General features: G+C 52.5%; 20 protein-coding genes. 7 read left to right on the forward strand and 13 right to left on the reverse strand.

Going from position 1 to position 21,350, the window contains the following annotated elements; genetic code table 11:
- The first annotated feature begins 5 nt into the window (after positions 1 to 5).
- Complete coding sequence (locus tag EHT87_RS12755; protein WP_124907000.1) at positions 6 to 707, forward strand: DUF4097 family beta strand repeat-containing protein; 702 nt, start codon at positions 6 to 8, stop codon at positions 705 to 707.
- A 95-nt stretch (positions 708 to 802) separates the two neighbouring features.
- On the opposite strand, the gene can is transcribed toward EHT87_RS12755, so the two are convergent.
- The 5 genes from can to msrA all read right to left on the reverse strand — a co-directional run bounded on the left by can (position 803) and on the right by msrA (position 4,833).
- Positions 803 to 1,447, reverse strand: coding sequence for a carbonate dehydratase (gene can, locus EHT87_RS12760; protein ID WP_124907001.1), 645 nt, complete (start codon positions 1,445 to 1,447; stop codon positions 803 to 805).
- An 85-nt stretch (positions 1,448 to 1,532) separates the two neighbouring features.
- Positions 1,533 to 1,922 carry a hypothetical protein gene (locus EHT87_RS12765; protein WP_124907002.1) on the reverse strand — a complete coding sequence of 130 codons (390 nt, stop codon included), beginning with the start codon at positions 1,920 to 1,922 and terminating at the stop codon, positions 1,533 to 1,535.
- A gap of 136 nt (positions 1,923 to 2,058) precedes the next feature.
- Positions 2,059 to 3,420: a HAMP domain-containing sensor histidine kinase gene (locus EHT87_RS12770; protein WP_124907003.1), complete on the reverse strand. Its 1,362-nt coding sequence runs from the start codon at positions 3,418 to 3,420 to the stop codon at positions 2,059 to 2,061.
- Positions 3,417 to 4,112 carry a response regulator transcription factor gene (locus EHT87_RS12775; protein ID WP_124907004.1) on the reverse strand — a complete coding sequence of 232 codons (696 nt, stop codon included), beginning with the start codon at positions 4,110 to 4,112 and terminating at the stop codon, positions 3,417 to 3,419. Before EHT87_RS12775 ends, EHT87_RS12770 begins: the two co-directional genes overlap by 4 nt.
- Positions 4,113 to 4,239: 127 nt before the next feature.
- Entirely contained in the window at positions 4,240 to 4,833 is a 594-nt protein-coding gene (msrA, locus tag EHT87_RS12780) for a peptide-methionine (S)-S-oxide reductase MsrA (protein ID WP_124907247.1), read from the reverse strand.
- A gap of 272 nt (positions 4,834 to 5,105) precedes the next feature.
- Here msrA and EHT87_RS12785 point away from each other — a divergent pair, with 272 nt between their 5' ends.
- From EHT87_RS12785 to EHT87_RS12795, 3 genes are all read left to right on the forward strand, one after another.
- Positions 5,106 to 6,014 (forward strand): polyphosphate kinase 2 family protein, encoded by a 909-nt coding sequence (locus EHT87_RS12785; RefSeq protein ID WP_229321024.1) that lies wholly within the window; start codon positions 5,106 to 5,108, stop codon positions 6,012 to 6,014.
- A 139-nt stretch (positions 6,015 to 6,153) separates the two neighbouring features.
- Entirely contained in the window at positions 6,154 to 8,226 is a 2,073-nt protein-coding gene (locus EHT87_RS12790) for a ComEA family DNA-binding protein (protein ID WP_229321026.1), read from the forward strand.
- A 136-nt stretch (positions 8,227 to 8,362) separates the two neighbouring features.
- Positions 8,363 to 9,055 carry a DUF3800 domain-containing protein gene (locus tag EHT87_RS12795; protein WP_124907005.1) on the forward strand — a complete coding sequence of 231 codons (693 nt, stop codon included), beginning with the start codon at positions 8,363 to 8,365 and terminating at the stop codon, positions 9,053 to 9,055.
- Between the two features lie 38 nt (positions 9,056 to 9,093).
- Here the strand turns inward: EHT87_RS12795 and EHT87_RS12800 are convergent, their stop codons facing one another.
- Positions 9,094 to 10,014: a DUF4249 domain-containing protein gene (locus EHT87_RS12800; RefSeq protein ID WP_124907006.1), complete on the reverse strand. Its 921-nt coding sequence runs from the start codon at positions 10,012 to 10,014 to the stop codon at positions 9,094 to 9,096.
- A gap of 15 nt (positions 10,015 to 10,029) precedes the next feature.
- Positions 10,030 to 12,486: a TonB-dependent receptor gene (locus EHT87_RS12805; RefSeq protein WP_229321030.1), complete on the reverse strand. Its 2,457-nt coding sequence runs from the start codon at positions 12,484 to 12,486 to the stop codon at positions 10,030 to 10,032.
- A gap of 343 nt (positions 12,487 to 12,829) precedes the next feature.
- On the opposite strand from EHT87_RS12805, the gene EHT87_RS12810 reads away from it, so the two are divergent.
- Both EHT87_RS12810 and EHT87_RS12815 read left to right on the forward strand, forming a co-directional pair.
- On the forward strand, positions 12,830 to 13,942 hold the full coding sequence (locus EHT87_RS12810; RefSeq protein WP_124907007.1) for a Gfo/Idh/MocA family protein: 1,113 nt from the start codon (positions 12,830 to 12,832) through the stop codon (positions 13,940 to 13,942).
- A 751-nt stretch (positions 13,943 to 14,693) separates the two neighbouring features.
- Entirely contained in the window at positions 14,694 to 14,879 is a 186-nt protein-coding gene (locus tag EHT87_RS12815; RefSeq protein WP_124907008.1) for a hypothetical protein, read from the forward strand.
- 76 nt (positions 14,880 to 14,955) lie between these two features.
- Here EHT87_RS12815 and EHT87_RS12820 read toward each other — a convergent pair whose 3' ends face one another.
- A complete protein-coding gene (locus EHT87_RS12820; protein ID WP_124907009.1) occupies positions 14,956 to 15,237 on the reverse strand; it encodes a hypothetical protein in 282 nt (93 codons plus the stop codon).
- 401 nt (positions 15,238 to 15,638) lie between these two features.
- Between EHT87_RS12820 and EHT87_RS12825 the strand changes: the two genes are divergently transcribed.
- On the forward strand, positions 15,639 to 16,463 hold the full coding sequence (locus tag EHT87_RS12825) for a nuclear transport factor 2 family protein (protein ID WP_229321032.1): 825 nt from the start codon (positions 15,639 to 15,641) through the stop codon (positions 16,461 to 16,463).
- Between the two features lie 53 nt (positions 16,464 to 16,516).
- Here the strand turns inward: EHT87_RS12825 and EHT87_RS12830 are convergent, their stop codons facing one another.
- The 5 genes from EHT87_RS12830 to EHT87_RS12850 all read right to left on the reverse strand — a co-directional run bounded on the left by EHT87_RS12830 (position 16,517) and on the right by EHT87_RS12850 (position 21,349).
- Positions 16,517 to 18,781, reverse strand: coding sequence for a heavy metal translocating P-type ATPase (locus EHT87_RS12830; RefSeq protein ID WP_229321034.1), 2,265 nt, complete (start codon positions 18,779 to 18,781; stop codon positions 16,517 to 16,519).
- A complete protein-coding gene (locus EHT87_RS12835) occupies positions 18,778 to 18,981 on the reverse strand; it encodes a heavy-metal-associated domain-containing protein (RefSeq protein ID WP_124907010.1) in 204 nt (67 codons plus the stop codon). Before EHT87_RS12835 ends, EHT87_RS12830 begins: the two co-directional genes overlap by 4 nt.
- 130 nt (positions 18,982 to 19,111) lie before the next feature.
- Entirely contained in the window at positions 19,112 to 19,540 is a 429-nt protein-coding gene (locus EHT87_RS12840; protein ID WP_185716202.1) for a response regulator, read from the reverse strand.
- A 115-nt stretch (positions 19,541 to 19,655) separates the two neighbouring features.
- A complete protein-coding gene (locus EHT87_RS12845; RefSeq protein WP_124907012.1) occupies positions 19,656 to 20,768 on the reverse strand; it encodes a sensor histidine kinase in 1,113 nt (370 codons plus the stop codon).
- Positions 20,769 to 20,779: 11 nt separating this feature from the next.
- A complete protein-coding gene (locus EHT87_RS12850) occupies positions 20,780 to 21,349 on the reverse strand; it encodes a chemotaxis protein CheB (RefSeq protein ID WP_124907013.1) in 570 nt (189 codons plus the stop codon).
- Between the last annotated feature and the right edge of the window lies 1 nt (position 21,350).

The raw sequence follows: 21,350 nt of genomic DNA on the forward strand, positions 1-21,350 counted from the left end.
CAGCCGTGAAAAACCTTCTCATTTTGCTCCTCACCGGCCTGACCATCGGCCCGGCCTTCGCCCAGAAAATCATCGACAAAAAAATACCGTTCAGCCCGGACCAGGTCGTCAACCTCAACCTGAAGTTTGCCGACAGCATCCAGATCCGGTATTGGGATAAGGCGGAAGTATCGGTGCACATTGCCGCAACCATCAACGGCGGTCGGCTGAACGACGCGCTGCTGGTCGAATCGGGATCAACGGCAACCGAAATTACCGTCAAAACCGACTTCGACCGCGAACTTTTGAAACAGGGTAAAGCCGAAGATTGTCCTGAAAGCAGACATTCCACCTGGCGTACGGAAAAGAACGGCGCTGCTTATTACACCTGCAGCACGATCAATTACCAGGTTTTTTTGCCCCGCAAAGCCAAACTACGCGTTGAAACCATCAATGGCAACATCGACATCGAAGGTGCCAGCGAGGCTGTTTTTGCCAAAACCATCAGCGGTTTTGTCGACCTGAACTGGTCGGGGACAAAGGGTGCGAATCTGGCGCTGAAAACCATTACCGGCGAGGTGTATTCCGATCTCAGCATCGACTTTAAAAACAAGAAACAGCAAAATCCGATTGTTGGGTATCTGCTGGAAGGAACGGTAAACGGCGGAGGGCCGGACGTACGGCTGGAATCGATCAGCAACAATGTGTATGTCCGGAAAAAGAAGTAAGCCTTCGTTTTTTGAATACAATGAACAGCCCAAAAGCCCCTTTCGGGGCTTTTGGGCTTCCATCACACCAACACAAACCTTATTTTTTACCGCATTTACGCATAAACGGGTTCGAGCCGATAGACTTCATCGATGACGCTCGTCTGGTCTTTGGTCAGCTTTAGATCGTTGAGTAAACCCGTTTTCAAATCGTACACCAGTCCGTGAATCTGAAGCGGTTTTCCCATATTCCAGGCATTTTGAACAATCGTGGTCGTGGTCAGTCGATAGACCTGCTCCTGAATATTCAACTCGATCAGGCGATCGAGCCGCTGGCCCGGATCGTCGATGCCGTCCAGTTCACGCTGGTGCAGCCGGTACACATCTTTGATGTAGCGCAGCCAGTTATCGATTATTCCCACCTGTTTGCTTCCCATCGCTGCGGCAACACCCCCGCAGCCGTAATGGCCGCAGACGATGATGTGCTGCACTTCCAGTACATTGACAGCATAATCCAGCACACTGAGCACACTCATGTCGTTATGAATCACCATGTTGGCAATGTTGCGGTGCACGAACAGGTCGCCGGGGTCGGTGCCGGTTACTTCACTGGCTGGCACGCGGCTATCGGAACAGCCAATCCATAAAAACTTAGGCTGCTGCCCCTCGGCCAGTTTATGAAAAAAGTCGGGAGTTTGGCGGGTTCTTTCCTGAACCCATTTCTTATTGTTGACAAATAATTGCTGATAGGACCGGATCATCGTAGTCTTCGTTGAGTATAAATAAACTTGAGCGGCTTAACTGCTAAAAAACAAGCAGTTAAGCCGCCAGATTGAAGGGTTCGGGTTATTCGTTCTCTTGTGGCAGCGCGTCTTTGGCGGTAGAACCGGCGACTTCAGTCACCGGGGTATCCTGATTCGCCACATTCAGCCGCTGAATTTTGTAATTCCGGTTGGCCAGATTTTCCTGCGCAGTGTGGGGTACGACAATACCGTTGACCGGTTCGGCGTTCGGCCTCGGCTGCTTGTAGTTAACCACCGTCCGGTTAGTCACCGCCGGGGCGCTGATTCCTTCGCCTTGCTGGTTGGCCCATTTTTGGGCCGCGGCCGCCTTGTTCGGGTGTTTATAATTATGCGTCGAGTAAGTGACGTCTTTCCGTTGTTTTGCATCGTCCTGAGCCGAGGCTGTCAGGACCGTTAATCCACTAAGGGCAAGAGCAAAAATGTATGTTTTCATGGCTTTCTATCTTTTAAATGATCAACCAGACGGGTCAGGTACATGAAGTGACCTGCTTTCCGGTTGACAGTACAAAGGTCGTAAGCCGGGGTTAAGCTCGTGTTAGAGCGGTATTAGAACGGGGTTAGAAATGCAATCAGCGCGGGAGGGTGATGATAAAGGTAGTTCCGGCGTCCTCCGATGACTCGACCCGGATCTGGCCCTGATGCAACTGGACAATACGGTCCGTCAGGGGGAGTCCAATCCCGTAACCCGGCAGTCCGCTGGCATTTCGGCCCCGCTGGAACGGAATAAAAATAGCGACTAGCTGATCGGCCGGAATCACCGAACCGGCGTTGTGCACCCGCAATTCAACCGACTTTGCCAGCCTCGACAACTGCACCGATACCGTATGGTCGGCCGAGAATTTGCCCCCATTGTCCAGCAGGTTAAAAAAAGCCGTCCGCAGCAGCGGTTCACTGCCCGTCAGTTGCCAGTCGGCAGGGGCTGCATTCGGCGGGTCGATGTGAAGATGAACGGTATAATCGGATTGCAGCCGCTGAACCTCCCGCCGGACCTGCTCCAGCAACTGATCGACCTGCACGGTTGCCATCGGCACGGCGGATGAATCCATACTGGCATTGGCCAGCGCCAGCAACCCATTGGCCATGCGGTTTAGGCCCCGCACATCGTCGAGCACCGAACGGAGAGTGGCCCGCAGTTCGTCCGGTTCATCGTCGGCCAGCAGCGACACTTCCAGTTGCCCCGTAATGGCGGTCAGGGGAGTGCGAAGCTCGTGCGACGCGTGTGACACAAACGAGCGTTGCAGCCGGAAAGCCTCTTCCAGCCGGTTCAACATCCGGTTGAATCGTTGCGCCAACTGAGTTAGCTCATCCGCATTTTCGCCTTCGGGTAAGCGGAGCGAAAGGTTCGACGCCGTAATTTCATCGATGCGGTGGTTGATCCGGCTGATGGGTTCCAGAATACGCCCCATGAAATACCGGGCGGCAATCAGCATGACGCCAATCATCACAAACCAGCCACCGCCCAGCAACCGGGCCAGATCCTGCATGGACCGCACGCCATACAGGTCGACCGCCGAGGCAAAAATGAGGAACGAAGCGGCTTTTCCGGTAAATACGATTCCGACAATTTCACGGCTTCCCTCCCGCCACTGGGTGGTTTTCAGTTCCCGAACGCGGTTTAAAATCGCGGGCGTGACGGTGAGATAGTCCGTCCCGCTTTCGTAGATCAACCGGTTTTGCGCGTTGTAGATAATAATTTCCTCCTCGGGCAACACCGTCAACTGGTTTTTATCGATCAGTTTGTAGAGGGTCGGCCCCAGGCGCTCCTGCCCCACCAGCAGATGGCCGGCCGTCAGTGCTTCCGATCGCAGCCGGTTCAGGAATTCTTTTTTCCGGTATTGCTCCGCCACCAGATACAGAAACAGACAGAAGAGCGCCAGCAAGATGGAAACGATGGCGGTCGATAAGAGGGTCAGTCGGTTTTGAAGGCTCATTTTTCTTTCAGCACGTAACCCATACCGATCAGCGTATGGATCAGTTTTGTGGGATAATCCTTGTCGATTTTAGCACGTAAATAGCTCACGTACACATCGATGACGTTTGTTCCCGTGTCAAATCCGATGTCCCAAACCTGCTCGGCAATGTCCACCCGCGACACAACCCGTCCGGCGTTGCGCATCAGGTATTCCAGCAGGGCAAATTCGCGGGCCGTCAGGTCGATCGTCTGCCCCTGCCGCCGGGCCACGCGCTCGTGAAGATCGAGTTCCAGATCGGCCACCCGCAAAATCCGATCCACGTCTTCCGTCGTGCCCGCCCGACGCAGCAGGGCTTTTACGCGGGCCAGCAGTTCCAGAAAATCAAACGGTTTGGCCAGATAGTCGTCGGCACCGGCTTCAAATCCCAGCAATTTATCGGCGGTTGTATCCAGCGCCGTGAGCATCAGAATCGGCACCCGGCTTTTCTGCTGACGGATGTATTCGGCCAGGTCAAGACCGCTGATGTCGGGCAGATTCACATCCAGAATAATCAGATCAAAAGGTGTGGTGTTAAACAGGTTTTTTCCTTCCGCGCCCGTCAGGGCCACGTCAACCGTGTAGCTCTGCGTTTGTAGTCCTTTTTTGATAAACGTAGCCACTTTGGGTTCGTCTTCAACCAATAGCAAATGGGCGTTGGAACCAGCAGTCATAGGGCAGCGTCGGCGTTCGAAAAATGAAAAAGTGAAAAGCGCCGGCAAAGTACGAACCTACGGATTAATTCGTATGCTGTAATCGGTATTAAACTAAAAAGCCCCTTTCGGGGCCTTTTAGTAGATCTTACTCGTGACTCGACGTCACCTTATTGCTATTTTTCAGCTTATCTTTAAACACCTTGCGGAATTTATCCAGCTTCGGCGCAATCACAAACGAGCAATAACCCTGATCCGGATTGTTGGCGAAATAGCTCTGGTGATACGCTTCGGCTTCGTAGAAGGTCGTAGCCGGGCTGATTTCGGTCACAATCGGTTTGTCATAGGCACCGGATGCGTTCAGTTCTTTCTTCACGGTTTCGGCCAGTTGCTTCTGCTCATCGTTGTGGTAGAAAATCACCGAGCGGTATTGCGTTCCGACGTCGGCGCCCTGACGGTTGAGCGAAGTCGGGTCGTGGCTCCGGAAAAAGGCCTGCAGCAGTTCGGCGTAGGTCACCTTTTTGGGATCGTAGGTCACCTCGACGCATTCGGCGTGGCCGGTGTTTCCGGTACAGACCTCCTTGTACGTCGGGTTCGCTTTGGAACCGCCTTCGTAGCCCGAAACAGCGTCCGAAACACCGTCCAGAGATTCAAACATGGCTTCCGTACACCAGAAGCAGCCGGTGCCGAAGGTCGCTTTTTCCATTCCAGCGGCAGTTGATGCGGGGTTGTTGGTATTCATAATTTTGGATTTTCGATCAGATGATTGTTGTTTCGACTGGCCGCACGACAACAAAGGGACGATGGGCAACAGGGCCATCAACCAGGTCGTCAGGCGTTTGACGTGCAATGGTTTGAACATATTACAAAGTTGAAAGGTTTATTCCGACATTGTACCCGAATAACAAAAGTGAGTTCCCTGCCGTACAGACGCAGCAATCAGTCCAACGGTTTTTAAGTAACAGAATCCATTTTAAGACGGTTCGCCGTCCCGAAAGTTTACCACCTACCACTTTGAACAGCGAAAACGAATCATTACACCTGAAAACGGAGCAATTCCGTTTCTCCGGTTCGGAAGAAAGCGGAAAATTTTCCATTTCCGACTTTCCGACTAAAATCGACGATCTCTACGAAAGCAAGGAGCAGTATGAAACCCTCCTCAGCAGCCTGACCGTCGAACTCAATGCCTTGCAGGAGAAAATGTATGCCCACAACCGCTACGGGCTGCTCACCATTTTTCAGGCGATGGATGCCGCTGGCAAAGACAGCACCATTCAGCACGTGTTTTCCGGTGTAAACCCGTTGGGAATGCGCGTTCATTCGTTCAAAAGGCCGACCGACCAGGAACTCGACCACGATTTCCTCTGGCGTAACCTCATCAACCTGCCCGAACGCGGCACCATCGGCATTTTCAATCGGTCGTACTACGAAGAGGTGCTGGTGGTTAAAGTTCATCCGGAGATTCTGACCCAAACCCAGCGGCTACCTGAAGAACGCACCACCGACCTGGACAAAGTCTGGAAACAACGCTACAAAGACATCCGCAACTTCGAAACGTATCTGAATCGCAACGGTTTTCCGGTCCTGAAATTCTTTCTGAACGTATCGAAAAAAGAGCAGGGCGACCGGCTGATCGACCGGATTGAAGATCCGTCGAAAAACTGGAAATTCGACGACCAGGACGTGGTGGAACGGGGCTTCTGGAAGCAATACATGCAGGCCTACGAAGATGCGGTCAATGCCACCGCCACCAACAAGGCCCCCTGGTACGTCATTCCGGCCGATGACAAGAAAAACATGCGGTTGATTGTGGCCAAAGTTCTGGTGGACGAACTGAAAAATCTGAAGTTCGAGTATCCGAAAGTGAACAAACGCCAGCAGAAAAATTTGCAGGAACTGCTGAAGGTCATCAAGGGAGAGTAAGGTGGCGGTATTTTAAACCAACCCGATCCGGGCCGGAGTGTCTTCCGGCCCGTTTCTTCGTCTAAGCTACTGAAAGAAAATCTTTCAGCCGAAACGGGCTGTTCGGTAGCAGTATGGCCTCTCCCACCGCGACGAAGCTTTGAAATTCCATTTCCCGGTTGGCCTGCTGGCGGGCCTGTTGCTGCTGAATCAGTCCGTCTTCAGCCAGGAATACCGCCGGCGGGAAACCAACCTCACGGCCTTCATCCAGAATTTATTTCCCGTACAGACCGAAGGCATCGATTACCCGACGGTGTACGAAAATCTGTACCAGCTTTACGCCAATCCGCTCGATCTCAATACCGCTTCCCGCGACGAACTTTCGGCGACCTACCTGCTGTCCGAACGACAACTCAACAGCCTGTTTGACTATCGCACGACCTTCGGCCCTTTTTTATCGATTTATGAACTTCAGGCCGTCCCCGATTTCGACCTGCCGACCATCCGCCGACTCCTGCCTTTTGTAACCGTCGATACCCAAAACCGCTCGCTTTCGGTGCGAAACCCGACGGATCATTACCTGATTATGCGGGTTGAACGCGTTCTGGAGCAGCAAAAAGGATTTACGGCCGCCGAACCGGATAAAAACGGCAATCTGCCCCGGCGTTACGACGGCAGCCGGCAGCAGTGGTATTTGCGGTATCGCTACAGCCGTCCGCGCGATTTCAGTTTTGGCTTAACATTGGAGCAGGACCCCGGCGAACCATTCCGCTGGAAACCGGCGAGCCATCACTACGGCATCGATTACCTTTCGTTTCACGCCCAGATTCAAAACCGGGGCCGCTGGCGGAATATCCTGGTTGGCGACTATCAACTGCAAATCGGTCAGGGGCTGGTACTGGCGTCGGGCTTTTCGCTGGGCAAGGGTGCCGAAACCGTTGGGGGCGTTCGTCGGCCGTCGCTGGGCGGACGACCGTATACGTCGTTGAGCGAATACGGCTACCTGCGCGGGCTGACGGCCACGTACGCGCTGAGCAAAAACTGGGATGTTACGCTGTTGGCGGCTCGCAACCGGCGCGATGGCAATGTGGTGGCGGATACCGAAAATCAGGAAGACAAGATCAGTTCCTTACAAACCAGTGGCCTGCACCGAACGCCCGCCGAGCTTGCCGACCGGGCCAGCCTCCTGGAACAAAATCTGGGCGTTCATGTGCTGTATCATTCGGATCAGAAATGGCAGTTGGGCGCAACCGTTTTGCATACGGTTTTCGATAAATCCCTGCAAAAACGCGATTTGCCGTATAACCGCTATGAGTTTACGGGAAAACAAAACACGGTTCTGGGACTGCACGGCACCTATTTGTGGCAGAATGTTAATTTTTTCGGTGAAGCGGCCCGGTCATCCAGCGGAGGAGTTGGCGCGGTTGGCGGAGCGGTGGCCAGCCTGACGAAACGACTGGATGCGGCTATTCTGGGGCGGTATTACGACCGGAATTTTCACAGCTTCTACGCCAATGCTTTCGGCGAAAATACGCGCAACAGCAACGAGCGCGGTATCTACACCGGTTTGCGCTACGTCATCTACCGCAAGCTGACGCTGGGCGCTTTCATCGATCAATACCGGTTTCCGTGGTGGAAATTTTTAGTCGACAAACCGTCTCAGGGGTACGATTACCTTCTGCAAACGACCTATACGCCCACGAAAAAGCTGACGGTTTACGGGATCTACCACGCAGAGCACAAGGCGAAAAACCTGCCGGAAAGGCTCAGCAAAACGAAAGAAACCGTCAAAACCGTACGGACCAACTACGCGCTCAACGCGGAGTATACGCCCTCGCGAACCTGGTCGTTTCGGACGCGGGTTCAGTGGGGCGGTTTCCAATATACCGGCTTCTCCCCCTCGAACGGCGTGGCTATAGTGCAGGATGCGACGGCCGATTTTGGGCGGCTGTCGTTCAGCGGTCGGCTGGCGTGGTTCAGCACGGATGATTATGACAGCCGCCAGTACGTTTATGAACGGGATGTGCTGGCGGCTTTTTCGATTCCGGCCTACGCCAACAAGGGCATCCGGAATTACCTGCTGGTTCAGTACACACTAAACAAGCATTTCGACCTCTGGCTGCGCTGGAGCCGCACCGATTTCCGAAAACAGGAAACCGCCGGTTCGGATCTGGACGAGATTGCCAAACCGCACAAGAGCGAAGTGAAAGTACAGGTGCGGTGGAAGCTATGAAGGTCGCGCCATCAACCTGTTGTTATGTAACATTGTTGTTCATAATGTCGCATAATATTATTACATTTGTAATGCAGTTGGGAGGCCCTGCCACTTTGGGCCGCGAGAACATGGTTTCTCCTTGACTGCTTTTTTTATGCACTTACTTTACGCTGACGAGTCCGGGAGCGCAGCTGATCCTAACCAAATACACTTTGTCTTGGCTGGAATTTCCTTCTTTGAGAGACAAACCTTCTGGATCTCAAATGAACTCGACCGCATCGCCGAACGCTTCAATCCTGCTGAAATTAATGCCATTGAGTTGCATGGCAGTCCAATGATGGGCGGACGGAACATGTGGAAACCGTTTCCTAAACAAGACCGGATACAAGCTATTAAAGATGCCCTTTCAGTCTTAGCAAATTCGCACTTATCCAATCGTATTTTTGCTTGTGTCATTAACAAAGCAAAAGTTAGCCCACATGATCCTGTAGAGATGGCATTTGAACAATTGGCTAGCCGATTTGATCATTATTTGGGTCGATTGCATAAAAATAATGATACACAACGCGGTATCATTATTTTTGACAAATCCACTTACGAAACCACTATTCAGGGCTTAGCGACAAACTTTAGGACTCTGGGACATACTTGGGGCGTGTTGCGTAACTTGTCTGAAGTACCTTTGTTTCTCGATTCCCGCGCGTCGCGTCTTATTCAATTGGCCGATCTGGTAGCATACGCGATATTCCGGTTTTACGAACGTCATGACGACCAATTTTACTCCATCATTGCAGACCGCTTCGATCAAGAGGGCGGTATTCGCCATGGCCTCTGCGAACGGCTTTGACTAAGTAAGTTCGTTTCACCTTTCTACCTCCTTTCTCTTCAATCCTCACTCGGACGAATCAACGCCGGTTCCACTTTTACCGCCTTGCTGCTCACCGCCGAAACCCCGAAGAAACCCACGGCTTTGGGACCGCTGGCATTCCGGTTTATCACGTTGGTCGGCACATTGGCGGGCGGGGAAGCAAACAAACCGCCGTTGTTGATCTGGGTGCTCAGTTGCAGGAAAAAATAGAACGCATCCGGTGTGATGGACAACACTTCGACCTTGACCGAGTCATTCATATTATAAAGGCTATCGGGGTTGATCGACGTCCGGATGGGTTGAATGAACAACAGTCCGTCGGTGTTGGCCGACCCGTTGAAGGAGCCGTCGTACGAAACGAGAATGTTTTCGGTTCCGTCGAGTTTCTTGCCGTTGCGATAGGTCCGAATCCAGTAATAATCCGTCCGGTTCGGCAAATCCCGGGCATAAAATTCACCCTCAAAAGCCGTCCGTTTTTCCAGCGGATTGGGTTTTTCTTCCCGGAAAACCAGCGAATCAATGGTCGGAACCGGATTCATCTGCGAGATGGCGTAATATTCCTGCCCTTCATACCGGATGCCCAACAGGTATCTTTTACCGATTTTTCCGAACACTTCACCGGGCTTCGGGGTCCAGACGTAATTGCCCGTTCCTTTCGAATCCACAAACTCGTGAATGACACTGTCCTCGTCGGCCACGATCACCGTGGCACCCAGGGCTGCGGGCGGTTGAGCCGCGTCGAAATAACCGGCGGTTCGCGTCAGTTTGATGGTTTGCGGACCGGGTTGGTTGGTGAGCCAGCCATCGATGGCCAGTTGCGACGGGCCGGTTTGCAGGTTGATGTCGATCGGATCTTCGCAGGACGTCATGCCCAGCAGGAGCAATCCCAGTAAGATTACGTGAATGACCGAAAAACCGAATATCTGATTATTTTTCATGGCGGGTTCTAAATTCTAGAATTTAAAGTTATACGTCGCTGATGGGATGAGCGTGGCAAAAACGGAATACCGCACGGCTTCCGCAACCGGAATCTGCACCTGTTCGCCATTCAGGGTGACGGTTCGTTTGTCTTCGGCCTGCCGGAAATAGACCGAGAACGGATTCCGGCGAGCGTAGGAATTATAGACCGAGAACACCCAGTTGCTTTCCCATTTCTGGGTCGGTTTTTTCTTGCGGTTTTGCAGGGTAGCCGCCAGATCCAGGCGGTGATACGGCGGAATCCGGTAGTTGTTGCGGGAATTCTCCGCGTTGTGCGGCACCAGATAGCCCTGAAAGAGATAGCCGTTGGTGGGGAACGTACCCGGCGTACCGGTTGCAAAAGCAAACGTCCCCGAGAAGCTCCAGCGTTTGTTGAGGTCATACAACGCCACGATGTTCACCGTATGCCGCTTGTCGAAACGGGTTGGAAACCAGCGGTTGTTATTGATACCGTCCACGAACCGCTCGGTTTTAGCCAGCGTGTAACTCACCCAGCCCGTCAGGTCGCCCCGGTTCTTTTTCACAAAAAATTCGGCTCCGTAGGCGCGGCCCTTGCCGTTCAGCAGATCGCCTTCGAGGTATTTATTGAGCAGCAGATCGGCCCCATCGATGTAATCGACCTGGTTTTGCAGCCATTTGTAATACAGTTCAACCGACACTTCGTATTCGGTACCGGTTTTACCCAGATTCCGGAAATAGCCCCCGGCGATCTGGTCGGCAATCTGCGGCTTGATGTTATTGGTCGATGGCGTCCAGACATCCAGGGGCGTTGAAGCCGTCGTGTTCGACACCAGGTGGATGTACTGCGCCAGCCGGTTATAGCTCATTTTCAGCGAACTAACCTCATTCAACTCATATTTGGCCGAAAACCGGGGTTCCCAGTTGCCGTATGTTTTGATGGGTTCGTTGCGTTTGTAGGTCGTGGTCGAAACCGGAAACCGGCGCTGATTGGGTGGCACATCGGTCTGGAATTCGTAGGCTTCGCCGGGGCCAATGTAATTATAGAGCGAATACCGCAGTCCGTACTGCAACTGCAACTTCCGGGAAACCACTTGTTCATTGCCAATATAGAGCGCACTTTCGAGTGCGTATTTGTTTTCCAGTCCAAACGTCCGCACTTCGCCCCCACTGGCCGCCGTGGCTAGTCCCGGCTGAAAGTCGTAGACAATGGCCTGCCCGCCAAACGTCAGGGTGTTGTTTTTCAGGAACAGTGTGAAGTCGGGTTTGATGCTGTAGTTGACAATACCGGATTTCCAGTTGAAAAAATCCTTCGTGTTTTTCCGCTTCAGGTCGCTGTCCAGCAGGTAGTCGTAATTGCTGTAAAAAGCCGTGGTGTTCAGGAAAAGCTTGTCGCTGAAAACGTGGTTCCAGCGCAAACTGGTCGTCGTGTTCCCCCAGTTGAACCCAAAATCGGCCCCGAAAACATCGCGCCCCAAATAACCGGATAAGTAGATGGTATTTTTGGCGTTGATGCGGTAATTGGCCTTGGCCGTCAGGTCGTAAAAGAAAAACCGGGAGCCTTTCAGGTCGCCCGTCAGAAACGGTTTGGCCAGAATGTCGGCATACGACCGGCGGCCGGCAATAATGAACGACCCCCGCGCCTGGCCATTTTTATCCTTAAAAAGCGGCTGCTCCAGCGTTAACCGACTAAAAATCAGCCCAATACCGCCCGACACCGTCGTTTTCTTGGAATTTCCCTCTTTCATCCGAACGTCGAGAATCGACGAAATCCGACCGCCGTACACGGCCGGAATACCGCCTTTCACCAGCTTGACGTCTTTTACCGCATCGGGATTAAAAACAGAAAAGAAACCGAACAGGTGGGAGGAGTTGTAGACCGGTGCTTCATCGAGCAACACCAGGTTCTGATCGACGTTCCCGCCCCGGACGTTGAAACCCGTGGCGCCCTCGCCGACCGTCGAGACGCCCGGCAGCAGTTGAATACTCCGAATGACATCGACCTCGCCCAGCAACGCCGGAATTTTCTGAATCGTCTTCATTTCCACCGTGTTGACACTCATCGCCATGCTCTTGACGTTGTCGTCTTCGCGCTTGGTCGACACGGTAACTTCCTGAAGGTCACGTCCCTCTTCTTTCAACTCAATGTCTAAGCGGACGTTCTGGCTGGTCAGATCGATGGTGCGGTTCTGTTTGGAAAAACCAACGTACGAATACACCAGATTGTAGGTACCCAGCGGTAAGGTCAACGAATAAAAGCCGTAGGAATTGGTGGTAATACCGGTACCGGCTTCTTTCACGAACACCGAAACGCCAATCAATCCCTCGCCGTTGGCAGCATCTTTAATGTAACCGCTCACCGTTGCCTGACCGTTCGTTCGCCGGGTCGCCGAAGCCGGGTCGGTCGTCCCCTGCGCCAGGACAAAAGAGCTGACCAAAAGCATCAGCAGGCCGATTTGTAAGAACTGTTTCATAATAGGATGGTTGGATGACTGAAAAACAGCCGGAATGGGCTGCTTTTGTTTGATGACAGCAAAGGTCGGTTTTCCCCCTATCACATAGGACAAAAAAGTGATGAACCGCCAAAATTCCAGCCTGAAAGGCATCATAGGTTGAACTAAAGCAACGGTGAGGCTATACGGCCAAAGTAAATGGAGACGCGGTGAAATGGATCAGAAACGCAGATAATTGATCAAAATGCGGTTCCAGTCGCTGTAATCCCGCAATCGGCCTCCTAATTCTGAAAACCTTTCAACAGTTGAGCCGGATTGTTGTTAGGTAAGAACAACCTGTCTGTTAATCAATCAAAAACCAATCATGAGTGAACTGAAAGAACTGGGCTTAGGCGTTATTGGCTTCGGCGGTTTTGGCCTGTTTGCCACACAGCATTTCCTCCAAACGCCCAACGTCAAACTCATCGGCATTGCCGGTTCCCAGCGCGAAGAAGCGACAAAAGCCGCCAACCGCTTTGGCGCTACGCACTTTGATACCATCGACGAACTGCTGGCCCAGCCCGACCTCGACATCGTTTACATTGCCACACCGCCGTTTTTGCATTATGAACAGTCGATGCAGGCGCTACGGGCGGGAAAACACGTGATTTGTGAAAAACCGCTGGCCATGAATGCCGAACAGGGTCGCGAGATGGTGGCCTACGCCGAAAGCAAAGGATTGCTGATGGTGACCAACCTGATGCAACGCTACAACCCGATGTTCGAGCGCATTAAAACGCTGATCGACAAAAAGATACTGGGTGAATTTCTGCACGGTTATTTCGAGAATTACGCGGGTGACGAAGGGCTGGCACCCCAGCACTGGTTCTGGAACCGCGAACTGAGTGGCGGTATTTTTATCGAACACGGCGTTCACTTCTTCGACATGTTTGCGGGCTGGCTGGGCGAAGGCAAAGTAGAAGCCGCCCAGGTTTGCAAACGCGACGGAACCGACCTCGAAGATCAGGTGAATGCGACGGTTCGCTACGGCGATACGCTGGTTAATTTCTACCACGGTTTCACGCAGGTGGGCCGGATGGACCGCCAGGAAATGCGGCTTTTGTTTGAGCGGGGCGACGTTACCCTGCAGGAATGGGTGCCGACGCGGGCCGTGATTCGGGGGCTGGTCGACGAATCCGGGACGCGGGCACTGATGGACCTTTTTCCGGAGTCAATCCTGGACATTTCCGCCAATTACGGCGGCAAAGACCGGGCGGCCCGCGGCCGCAACAAAGAGTTTGAAATAGCCCAGCAGGTTCAGATCCGCTACGGTTTCGATCACAACAAAATGCACCTGTATGGCGAACTGCTGCGGCTGATGTTCCGCGACCAGACATCTGCCATCCGGTATCCCGAAACGCACCGGAAAATCACCGAACAGAACGGGTTGATTTCGCTGCTGACGGCGGTGGATGCCGACCGGCTGGCGCGGAAGTAGACCGGGGAGCACAAAATTTCTCCCGGGGTCGGTGTTGAACCCCGGCGGGGTTTCCAGTTACCAGAATAAGACGATGAACCTATCCATCTAAGCCCCGGCAGGGGAGCCCTGATTAACGGCGGTCTTGCATTTAGGACGCCCCTGCCGGCGCTTAAAACAGGCAATTCAGTCCTTCCAGGCTAGTAACCGGAAAACCCTTCCGGAGTTACCGGTTACCATCGGCGGTTCTTTAAGTATATTACAAGTCCCTTATTTGTAAGGGTATAATCGCAGGACTTTGATCATGCTATTGCATGTATAAATCGCCCTTAAATTCCATGTTGGTTCATCAACCAGGGGATTTGTGTTGAACCCCGAAAGGGTGTTCTGACGGTAATATTCTCTCGAATGTCGGGAAAGATCTCATTTGTGTTGAACCCCGGAGGGGTTTTCTGCTACTAGCCCGTAAAAGCCGAATTGCAAGCTTTAAGCCCCGGCAGGGGCGTCCTACTGGTGAAATTGATGGTGGTTTGAAGTTTAGGACGCCCCGGCCGGGGCTTAGCCAGATGGCGGCAGATTACTCATTCTAGTAACAGGAAACCCCTCCGGGGTTCAACACCGACCACCCCACCCTACGGCACCTTGAATTACTAACCAAAAACGACCAAAATTTGTCTTTTTAAAAGCTTTTTCAGGGTTGTACGGCTAGACAAATTCAGCCAATCATCACTACCAATTCAAATCCTAACTAACCGTTCGAATCACGAAAAAAATGTATTTCCTACTGACGGTTGGCTTTGCGGGACTGCTCTGGCTGGCCACGACCACCCGCTCGAAAAAACCGGCCTCTTCAAACCGGGTCGGGCGTGGAAACCAGGCCCCTACACGTTGCGGAACCAGGCCCGGCTGGAAGACCTCGCCGGCCATACACTCAACCGGCCTTTTGATCGGGATGTAATCCAAAAAGCAGTCCCCGCGACTTCGGGAAACTTCGTCGAGCGGCCATTCCGGGTCGATCCGTGAAAATCAGTTTCTTAATTGGTACTGAATTGGTAGTTGACCAGCTCAATCTCGGCTTTTAACTTGTCCATCCGGGATTGGATTTTAGCAAGCATTCTACTTCGCTGCTTTCTCTCAAGTTCCAGGTCATGGGCCAGCTTCTCATACTTCCGTATGGATTCTGCCACCTGCTCGATACCCGCCTGGATGCGGATTGCCCGTTCGATTTGAGCAATTTCATTCTGGTACCAATTAACATGCCTGAACGGAAGGTCATCGGCCGGAGTGGCGTTGATAACAAGTCGTAATAAATTCATAAACCGCATTAAAGAGAGGAATAGAAAGTCAATATAACGATTAAAGTAGGCATTTATAGTCAACCTCACCTACGTTTTCCTATCCAATTATAAATCACTTATTTATTGGTACCGTCTGCCTATGATGGAAAAGATCGAAACTAGAGCGCCTGCAAAACGGGCGGCTTATTCCTGAAAAACGGACAAGAAGTATGCCAAATACCGCCATCAGTTGCAACTCATGCGGCCACGCCTTACCTTTGCCCCACTGCTTCATAGAATCATCAAATACCGCCGACCTTCCCGAAAATTCCTGCCGAAAACCGGTAGGTCGTTTTCACCTGCGCCACACTTTTGAGCGCAACAGGCTCCGGAAAGGAGCCTGACGGTCCAACCAGTCAATCCATTCAATTTTCGAAAAAATGAAAATTCGCGTTTTCATTGCGGGGCCGCTATGCGTTGCCCTGATCCTTTCGTGTTCCAGAACAACTCCCAACCAGACAGGCAGCATGCAGCAGATAGAAATAAACAAAACCATCATCCGTGATTTTTACCGGCGCACGGTTGCGAATGGCGATATCGACTACGCCGACCAAATCATCGCCGACGACTACATTCAGCACAGTCCGATGGTCAAACCGGGCAAAGCGGGGCTGATGGAAGCGCTGAATTCGATGAAACAAATGCCCAAACCGGCCACTTCCACGAAACCGTTCATGCGGCTCATTGCAGAAGGTGATTTCGTGGTGACGAATCTGAGCTTCGAGATGGGTGGCAAAATAATGGTCGTGGTTGATCTGTTCCGGTTCCAGAACGGACAAGTGGCCGAACATTGGGACGCCGTTCAACAGCAACCCGAAACCACCCTGAACGGTCATCCCATGATGGACGGTGCCGTAGAAACAGAAGATTTCGGCCTAACCTTGACCCATAAAAAGCGGGTCGGCGACTTTTATCAACGCATTCTGATTGACCGGAAAGTTGAGTTTCTTTCCCAGTATGTCGCGCCGGACCTCATTCAGCACACGCCCGAAATCGCCAACGGATCGGACGGTTTGCGCCAGTATTTGCAGCAAACCGGTCGTTTCTCCATCGATCACCTGCTTCGGATCATTGGAGAGGGCAATTTTGTGGTTGTTCAGTCGGACGGTCAACTTGACCGGAAACCGGTGACGTTCTATGACGTTTTTCGGCTGAGTCAGGGAAAAATCGTGGAAATGTGGCGGGTTACGCAACAGATGCCCTAAACCAAAAACAGCCCACGGTTTTGGCCGTGGGCTGTTCATTTTTAACAAACGGTTTATAACCGTATGCTGCGTAACCGTAAACTATTGCTGACCACCGACACCGAACTGAGCGCCATGGCGGCTCCGGCCATCATCGGATTGAGCAGAAAACCGTTGAAGGGGAACAAAATTCCGGCGGCAATCGGAATGCCGATCAGGTTGTAGATGAACGCCCAAAACAGGTTTTGCCGAATGACCTGCACGGTCCTGCGCGACAATTCCAATGCTTTCGGTATGCTGCCCAGATCCGACGTAATGAGCGTCATCCGGGCCACATCCATCGCAATGTCAGACCCTTTGCCCATCGCCATGCTGACATCGGCCTGAGCCAGTGCCTGTGAGTCGTTGATGCCGTCGCCCACCATTGCAACCACCCTGCCCCGGTTTTGCAGTTCCTTGACGAAAGCGGCTTTATCCGACGGCATGACCTCGGCGCGAAAATCGGTCAGCCCCACGGTTTGGGCTACTGCCCCGGCCGTTTGCGGGTTGTCGCCGGTCAGCATGTAGACCTCGATACCCCGGTTTTTCAGTGTTTGGATGGCGGCTTTCGACGTTTCCTTGATCTGGTCGGCAATGGCAATGATGGCCAGAACGGTTTTTTCGTCGGCAAAATAAACCACGGTTTGGGCGTCGTGCTGCCACTGGTTCACGCGTTGCTCAATGCCCGGCTCTATGAAAATACCGCGTTCGTCCAGCAGGCGACGATTCCCAACCAGATACGTAACATCCTCATAACGAGCCGAAACACCGCGTCCGGTCAGGCTTTCGAAGCTCTCGAGCGTGAGTGTTTTTCCGGACAAGGGGCCCAGATGGTCGATCACGGCATCGGCCAGCGGGTGTTCCGACTGGCTTTCCAGAGCCACTAAAATCGACGACAGCCGCGCGACTTCGGACGACTGCCATTCCAGCGCCGTGACGGCTGGTTTTCCGGCGGTAATCGTGCCGGTTTTATCCAGAACGACGGCGTTCACCCGATGCCCCAACTCCAGGCTTTCGGCGTCTTTGATCAGAATCTGGTTGTCTGCGCCTTTGCCCACCCCGACCATGATGGCCGTGGGCGTGGCGAGTCCCAACGCACACGGGCAGGCGATGACCAGCACCGTGACCGACGTTAGCAAAGCCTGGGCAAACGCGTTTTCGGCGGGCCCGAAAACCATCCAGACCACGAACGTCAGCAGGGCAATCGAGATGACGACCGGCACAAAAATACCGGCAATCCGATCGACCAGTTTCTGCACCGGCGCTTTGCTGCCCTGGGCGTCCTGCACCATCCGGATGATCTGCGCCAGCACCGTATCGGCACCAACCTTCGCGGCCCGAAAGCGGAAGCTTCCTTTCTGGTTGATCGTTCCGGCAAATACCGCCTGATCCGTCTTTTTTTCAACCGGTATGGGTTCGCCGGAAATCATGCTTTCGTCGACGAACGACGAACCGGAAATCAGGACTCCATCGACCGGAATTTTCTCGCCGGGCCGCACCACGATCACCTGACCCACCCGCACCGACGCCACCGGAACTTCGATTTCTGCCTCATTTTCCACAATCCGGACCGTTTTGGGCTGCAAACCCATCAGTTTTTTAATGGCCGATGAGGTGTTCGATTTGGCCCGTTCTTCGAGTAGTTTACCCAGTAAAATAAACGTGATGATGACCGCAGCCGTTTCGAAATAAACGTGCGGGTGAATGCCGCGGGCGTGCCAGAACTGGGGATTGAAGGTATTGAAGGTGCTGAACAGAAACGCAATACCGGTCGACAGGGCCACCAGCGTATCCATGTTGGTTTTTCCGTGCCGGGCCTGTTTCCAGGCATTGACAAAAAACGAACGACCCAGACCGAACACCACCGGAGCCGACAGCACCAGCATGATCTCGTTGGCATACGCACCATTCATGAAAAACATGCCGATGATGACCACCGGTACCGACAGGACAGCCGCCCAGATCGTCCGTTGTCTCAACGATTCGTAGTGGCGTTGCTGGGCTTCGGCCTGCACCGCCTGCGGGTCTTCCGCATCGATGATCAGGTCGTAGCCGATGGAACGGATGGCATTCTGGAGGTCCTGCTGGCTGACGGCTTTGGGGTCGAACTCGACCCAGGCCTGCTGATTGGCATAATTGACACCCGCATCGACAACGCCCGGTGTCGTTTTCAGCATCGACTCCACACTCACGGCACAGGCCGCGCAGCTCATTTCCAGAACGGGATAGGTTTTTCGAACCGGTTTGGAAGTCGAACCGGTTCGTGCGGTTCGTTCGACCGCCGTGGGTTGCGTACTCATACCGGTTCGGCTTTGTAACCGGCTTCTTTCAGGGCTTCTTTCACCTGATCGACCGTCGATCCTTCCACCGTCAGGAGTTTATCCGGGTTTTGGGTATCGACCTGCCATTTGTTTTCACCGACGGCTTTGTTGAGAAAAGGAGTAACCGTGGCCACACAGCCCCCGCATTTGATATTGGTTTTGAATGTTATCGTTTCCATGATCCTGTTTCAATTCATTGATAGTGCAAATATCACCGATAGAACAAGATCAAACCGTACAGAATTCCGGCTGGCTGGTATAGAATTGTGCACTCGGGTACAAATTTGGTAACGTGCCCGCTACTCTTCGTTATTCCACCAGATTCGGTAGCTCGACGGTCCGAAGCCAATACCGAAGCGTTGTTTGCAACTGTTCCTGCCAGTCTTCAAACAAAACCGGTTTGGTATGGAAGGCCCGGGCACCCAGCCGGTAGGCCTGGCTAATGTCTTCGGGGCGCGAAGACCCCGACCACATGACGACGGGAATCTGCTGGTAATTTTCGTTGATTTTCAATTGCCGGAGGGTTTTCAGGCCATCCAGAACCGGCATGTAAAAATCCAGCATGATCAGGGAAGGATATTCTTCCGGGGCACTATTCTGGAGATGAGTCAGCAGGGCTGCTCCGTGTAAAAACCGCCGGATTTTCAGGTCCGGCTGGATCTCGTGAATCGCCCGATCGATGTAACTAAAATCCGTCTGATCGTCTTCCACCACGTAAAATGTAATACTGTTTTCCATACCGTTTTTATTTTTCAGATACGCAAGCTTAGACCTAAGAATCCACTGATAGCGAGGCATTTTCATTCACCGTGACAATTCTCCATTCTTTCATATCCGGCCTATTATCTTCACTTTATTTCATCCACTCAAAATAAAAAGTACTGCCTTTTCCGGGTTCCGACTCCACCCAAACCCGGCCGCCCTGTTCTTCGACCAGCATTTTGAGAATGAACAGCCCGACGCCGGTGCTGCTGTCGGCCTGGGCAACGTTCGAGGTCGTCCGGAATAATTTAAAAATGGCTTCGTGTTCATCCGGCGAAATTCCCGGCCCATTGTCTTTTACGTAAAACTCCACCATACGACCGCGGTCGTGACAACCGATCTCAATGATTCCGACGGCTTTATCGTTGTATTTGATCGCATTACTGAGCAGATTCTGAAAGATTTGATGAAGTTTGATTTTCTTGGTTTTCAATACGGGCAATCGCCCCACAATCTCAATGGAAATATGGCGGGGCGGAAAAATCAGCAGGGCAATCTGCTCGACCAGTTCATGGACGTCAACTTCCTCGACGGTTTGCTGCGCAACGTTTTTCCGCGAATATTCCAACAATGAATTGATCATATCGGACAAATGAAACGCGGCCGACTTCGAATGGCCGACATACTCCTGAATCTCTTCCCGTGGCACCACCTCTTCTTCGTTTTTCATCTCCAGCAAAGAAAGGGCAGCAATCATGCCAACCAACGGCGACTTAAGATCGTGCGCCACGATGTAGACAAATTTTTCCAGTTGCTTATTTATTTTCTCGAGTTGAAGTGCCGTCTGCTTCAGTTCCTGCTGGTAATGATACAGTTGCTCAAAAACATTTACTTTCGCTTTGGTCACATTGACATCCAGCGGTTTTTGCAGATAATCGACGGCGCCCTCGTCAAACCCCTTCAGAATGTATTGCTCCTCCTTGTTGATGGCCGTGACAAAAATGATCGAGATATCTTTGGTTTTCGGATTGGATTTCAAAATCCGGGCGACTTCGAAACCGTCCATTTCCGGCATCTGAACATCGAGCATAACCAGGCCAATCCGGTCGTTTTTCAGGGCATAGCGCAAAGCTTCGTTGCCGGAAGTAGCCTTGATAAATTTCCGCTGGTCGCTGGCCAGCATTTCTTCAAGCACAAGCAAGTTCTCTTCGCGGTCGTCGACCAGCATAATGGTAATATCCGGAGAGTGGTTCGCTGTTACCATTCGTTTATGGGTTAATCGTTGAGTGTGTGTAAAAAGGATGCAATGGTTTCGGGTGTCAGAATAACCACGTCCCGGTTCCGGTCGATGGCGGCCTGCGGCATGGCCGGATATTCGGCGGTTGCCGGGTCCTGAACGATGGCCATACCGCCCTGACTGACGATAGCGAGCAGCCCGTCGGCCCCGTCGGGATTGGCTCCGCTCAGTAAAACCGCTACGGCTTTATCGGCATAGGCCTGCGCCACGCTTTCAAACGTGACATCGATCGACGGGCGGCTGTAATGAACCGGCTCGGAATAGTCCAGGCTGATGGTTTTATCTGCTTCAATCAACAGATGATAATTTTGCGGAGCAAGATAAACACGATTTCCCTCAATCACCTCTTTGTCGTCAGGCTCCGCAATCATAATCCCGCTTCGTTTGCCAGCCAAAATCGTATCCATGCTACTGGAAACGTTTTTCAGGCGGTGTAAAATAATGATTACGGTAAATTGAAAATTCGCCGGCAAAGCCTGCAACAACTCCGCCACGACCGGAATACTTCCCGCCGAGCCGCCAATTGCCACTACCTTGCATCCGGTCATC

The organism is Larkinella knui (genome assembly GCF_003858645.1).
Classification (GTDB): domain Bacteria; phylum Bacteroidota; class Bacteroidia; order Cytophagales; family Spirosomataceae; genus Larkinella; species Larkinella knui.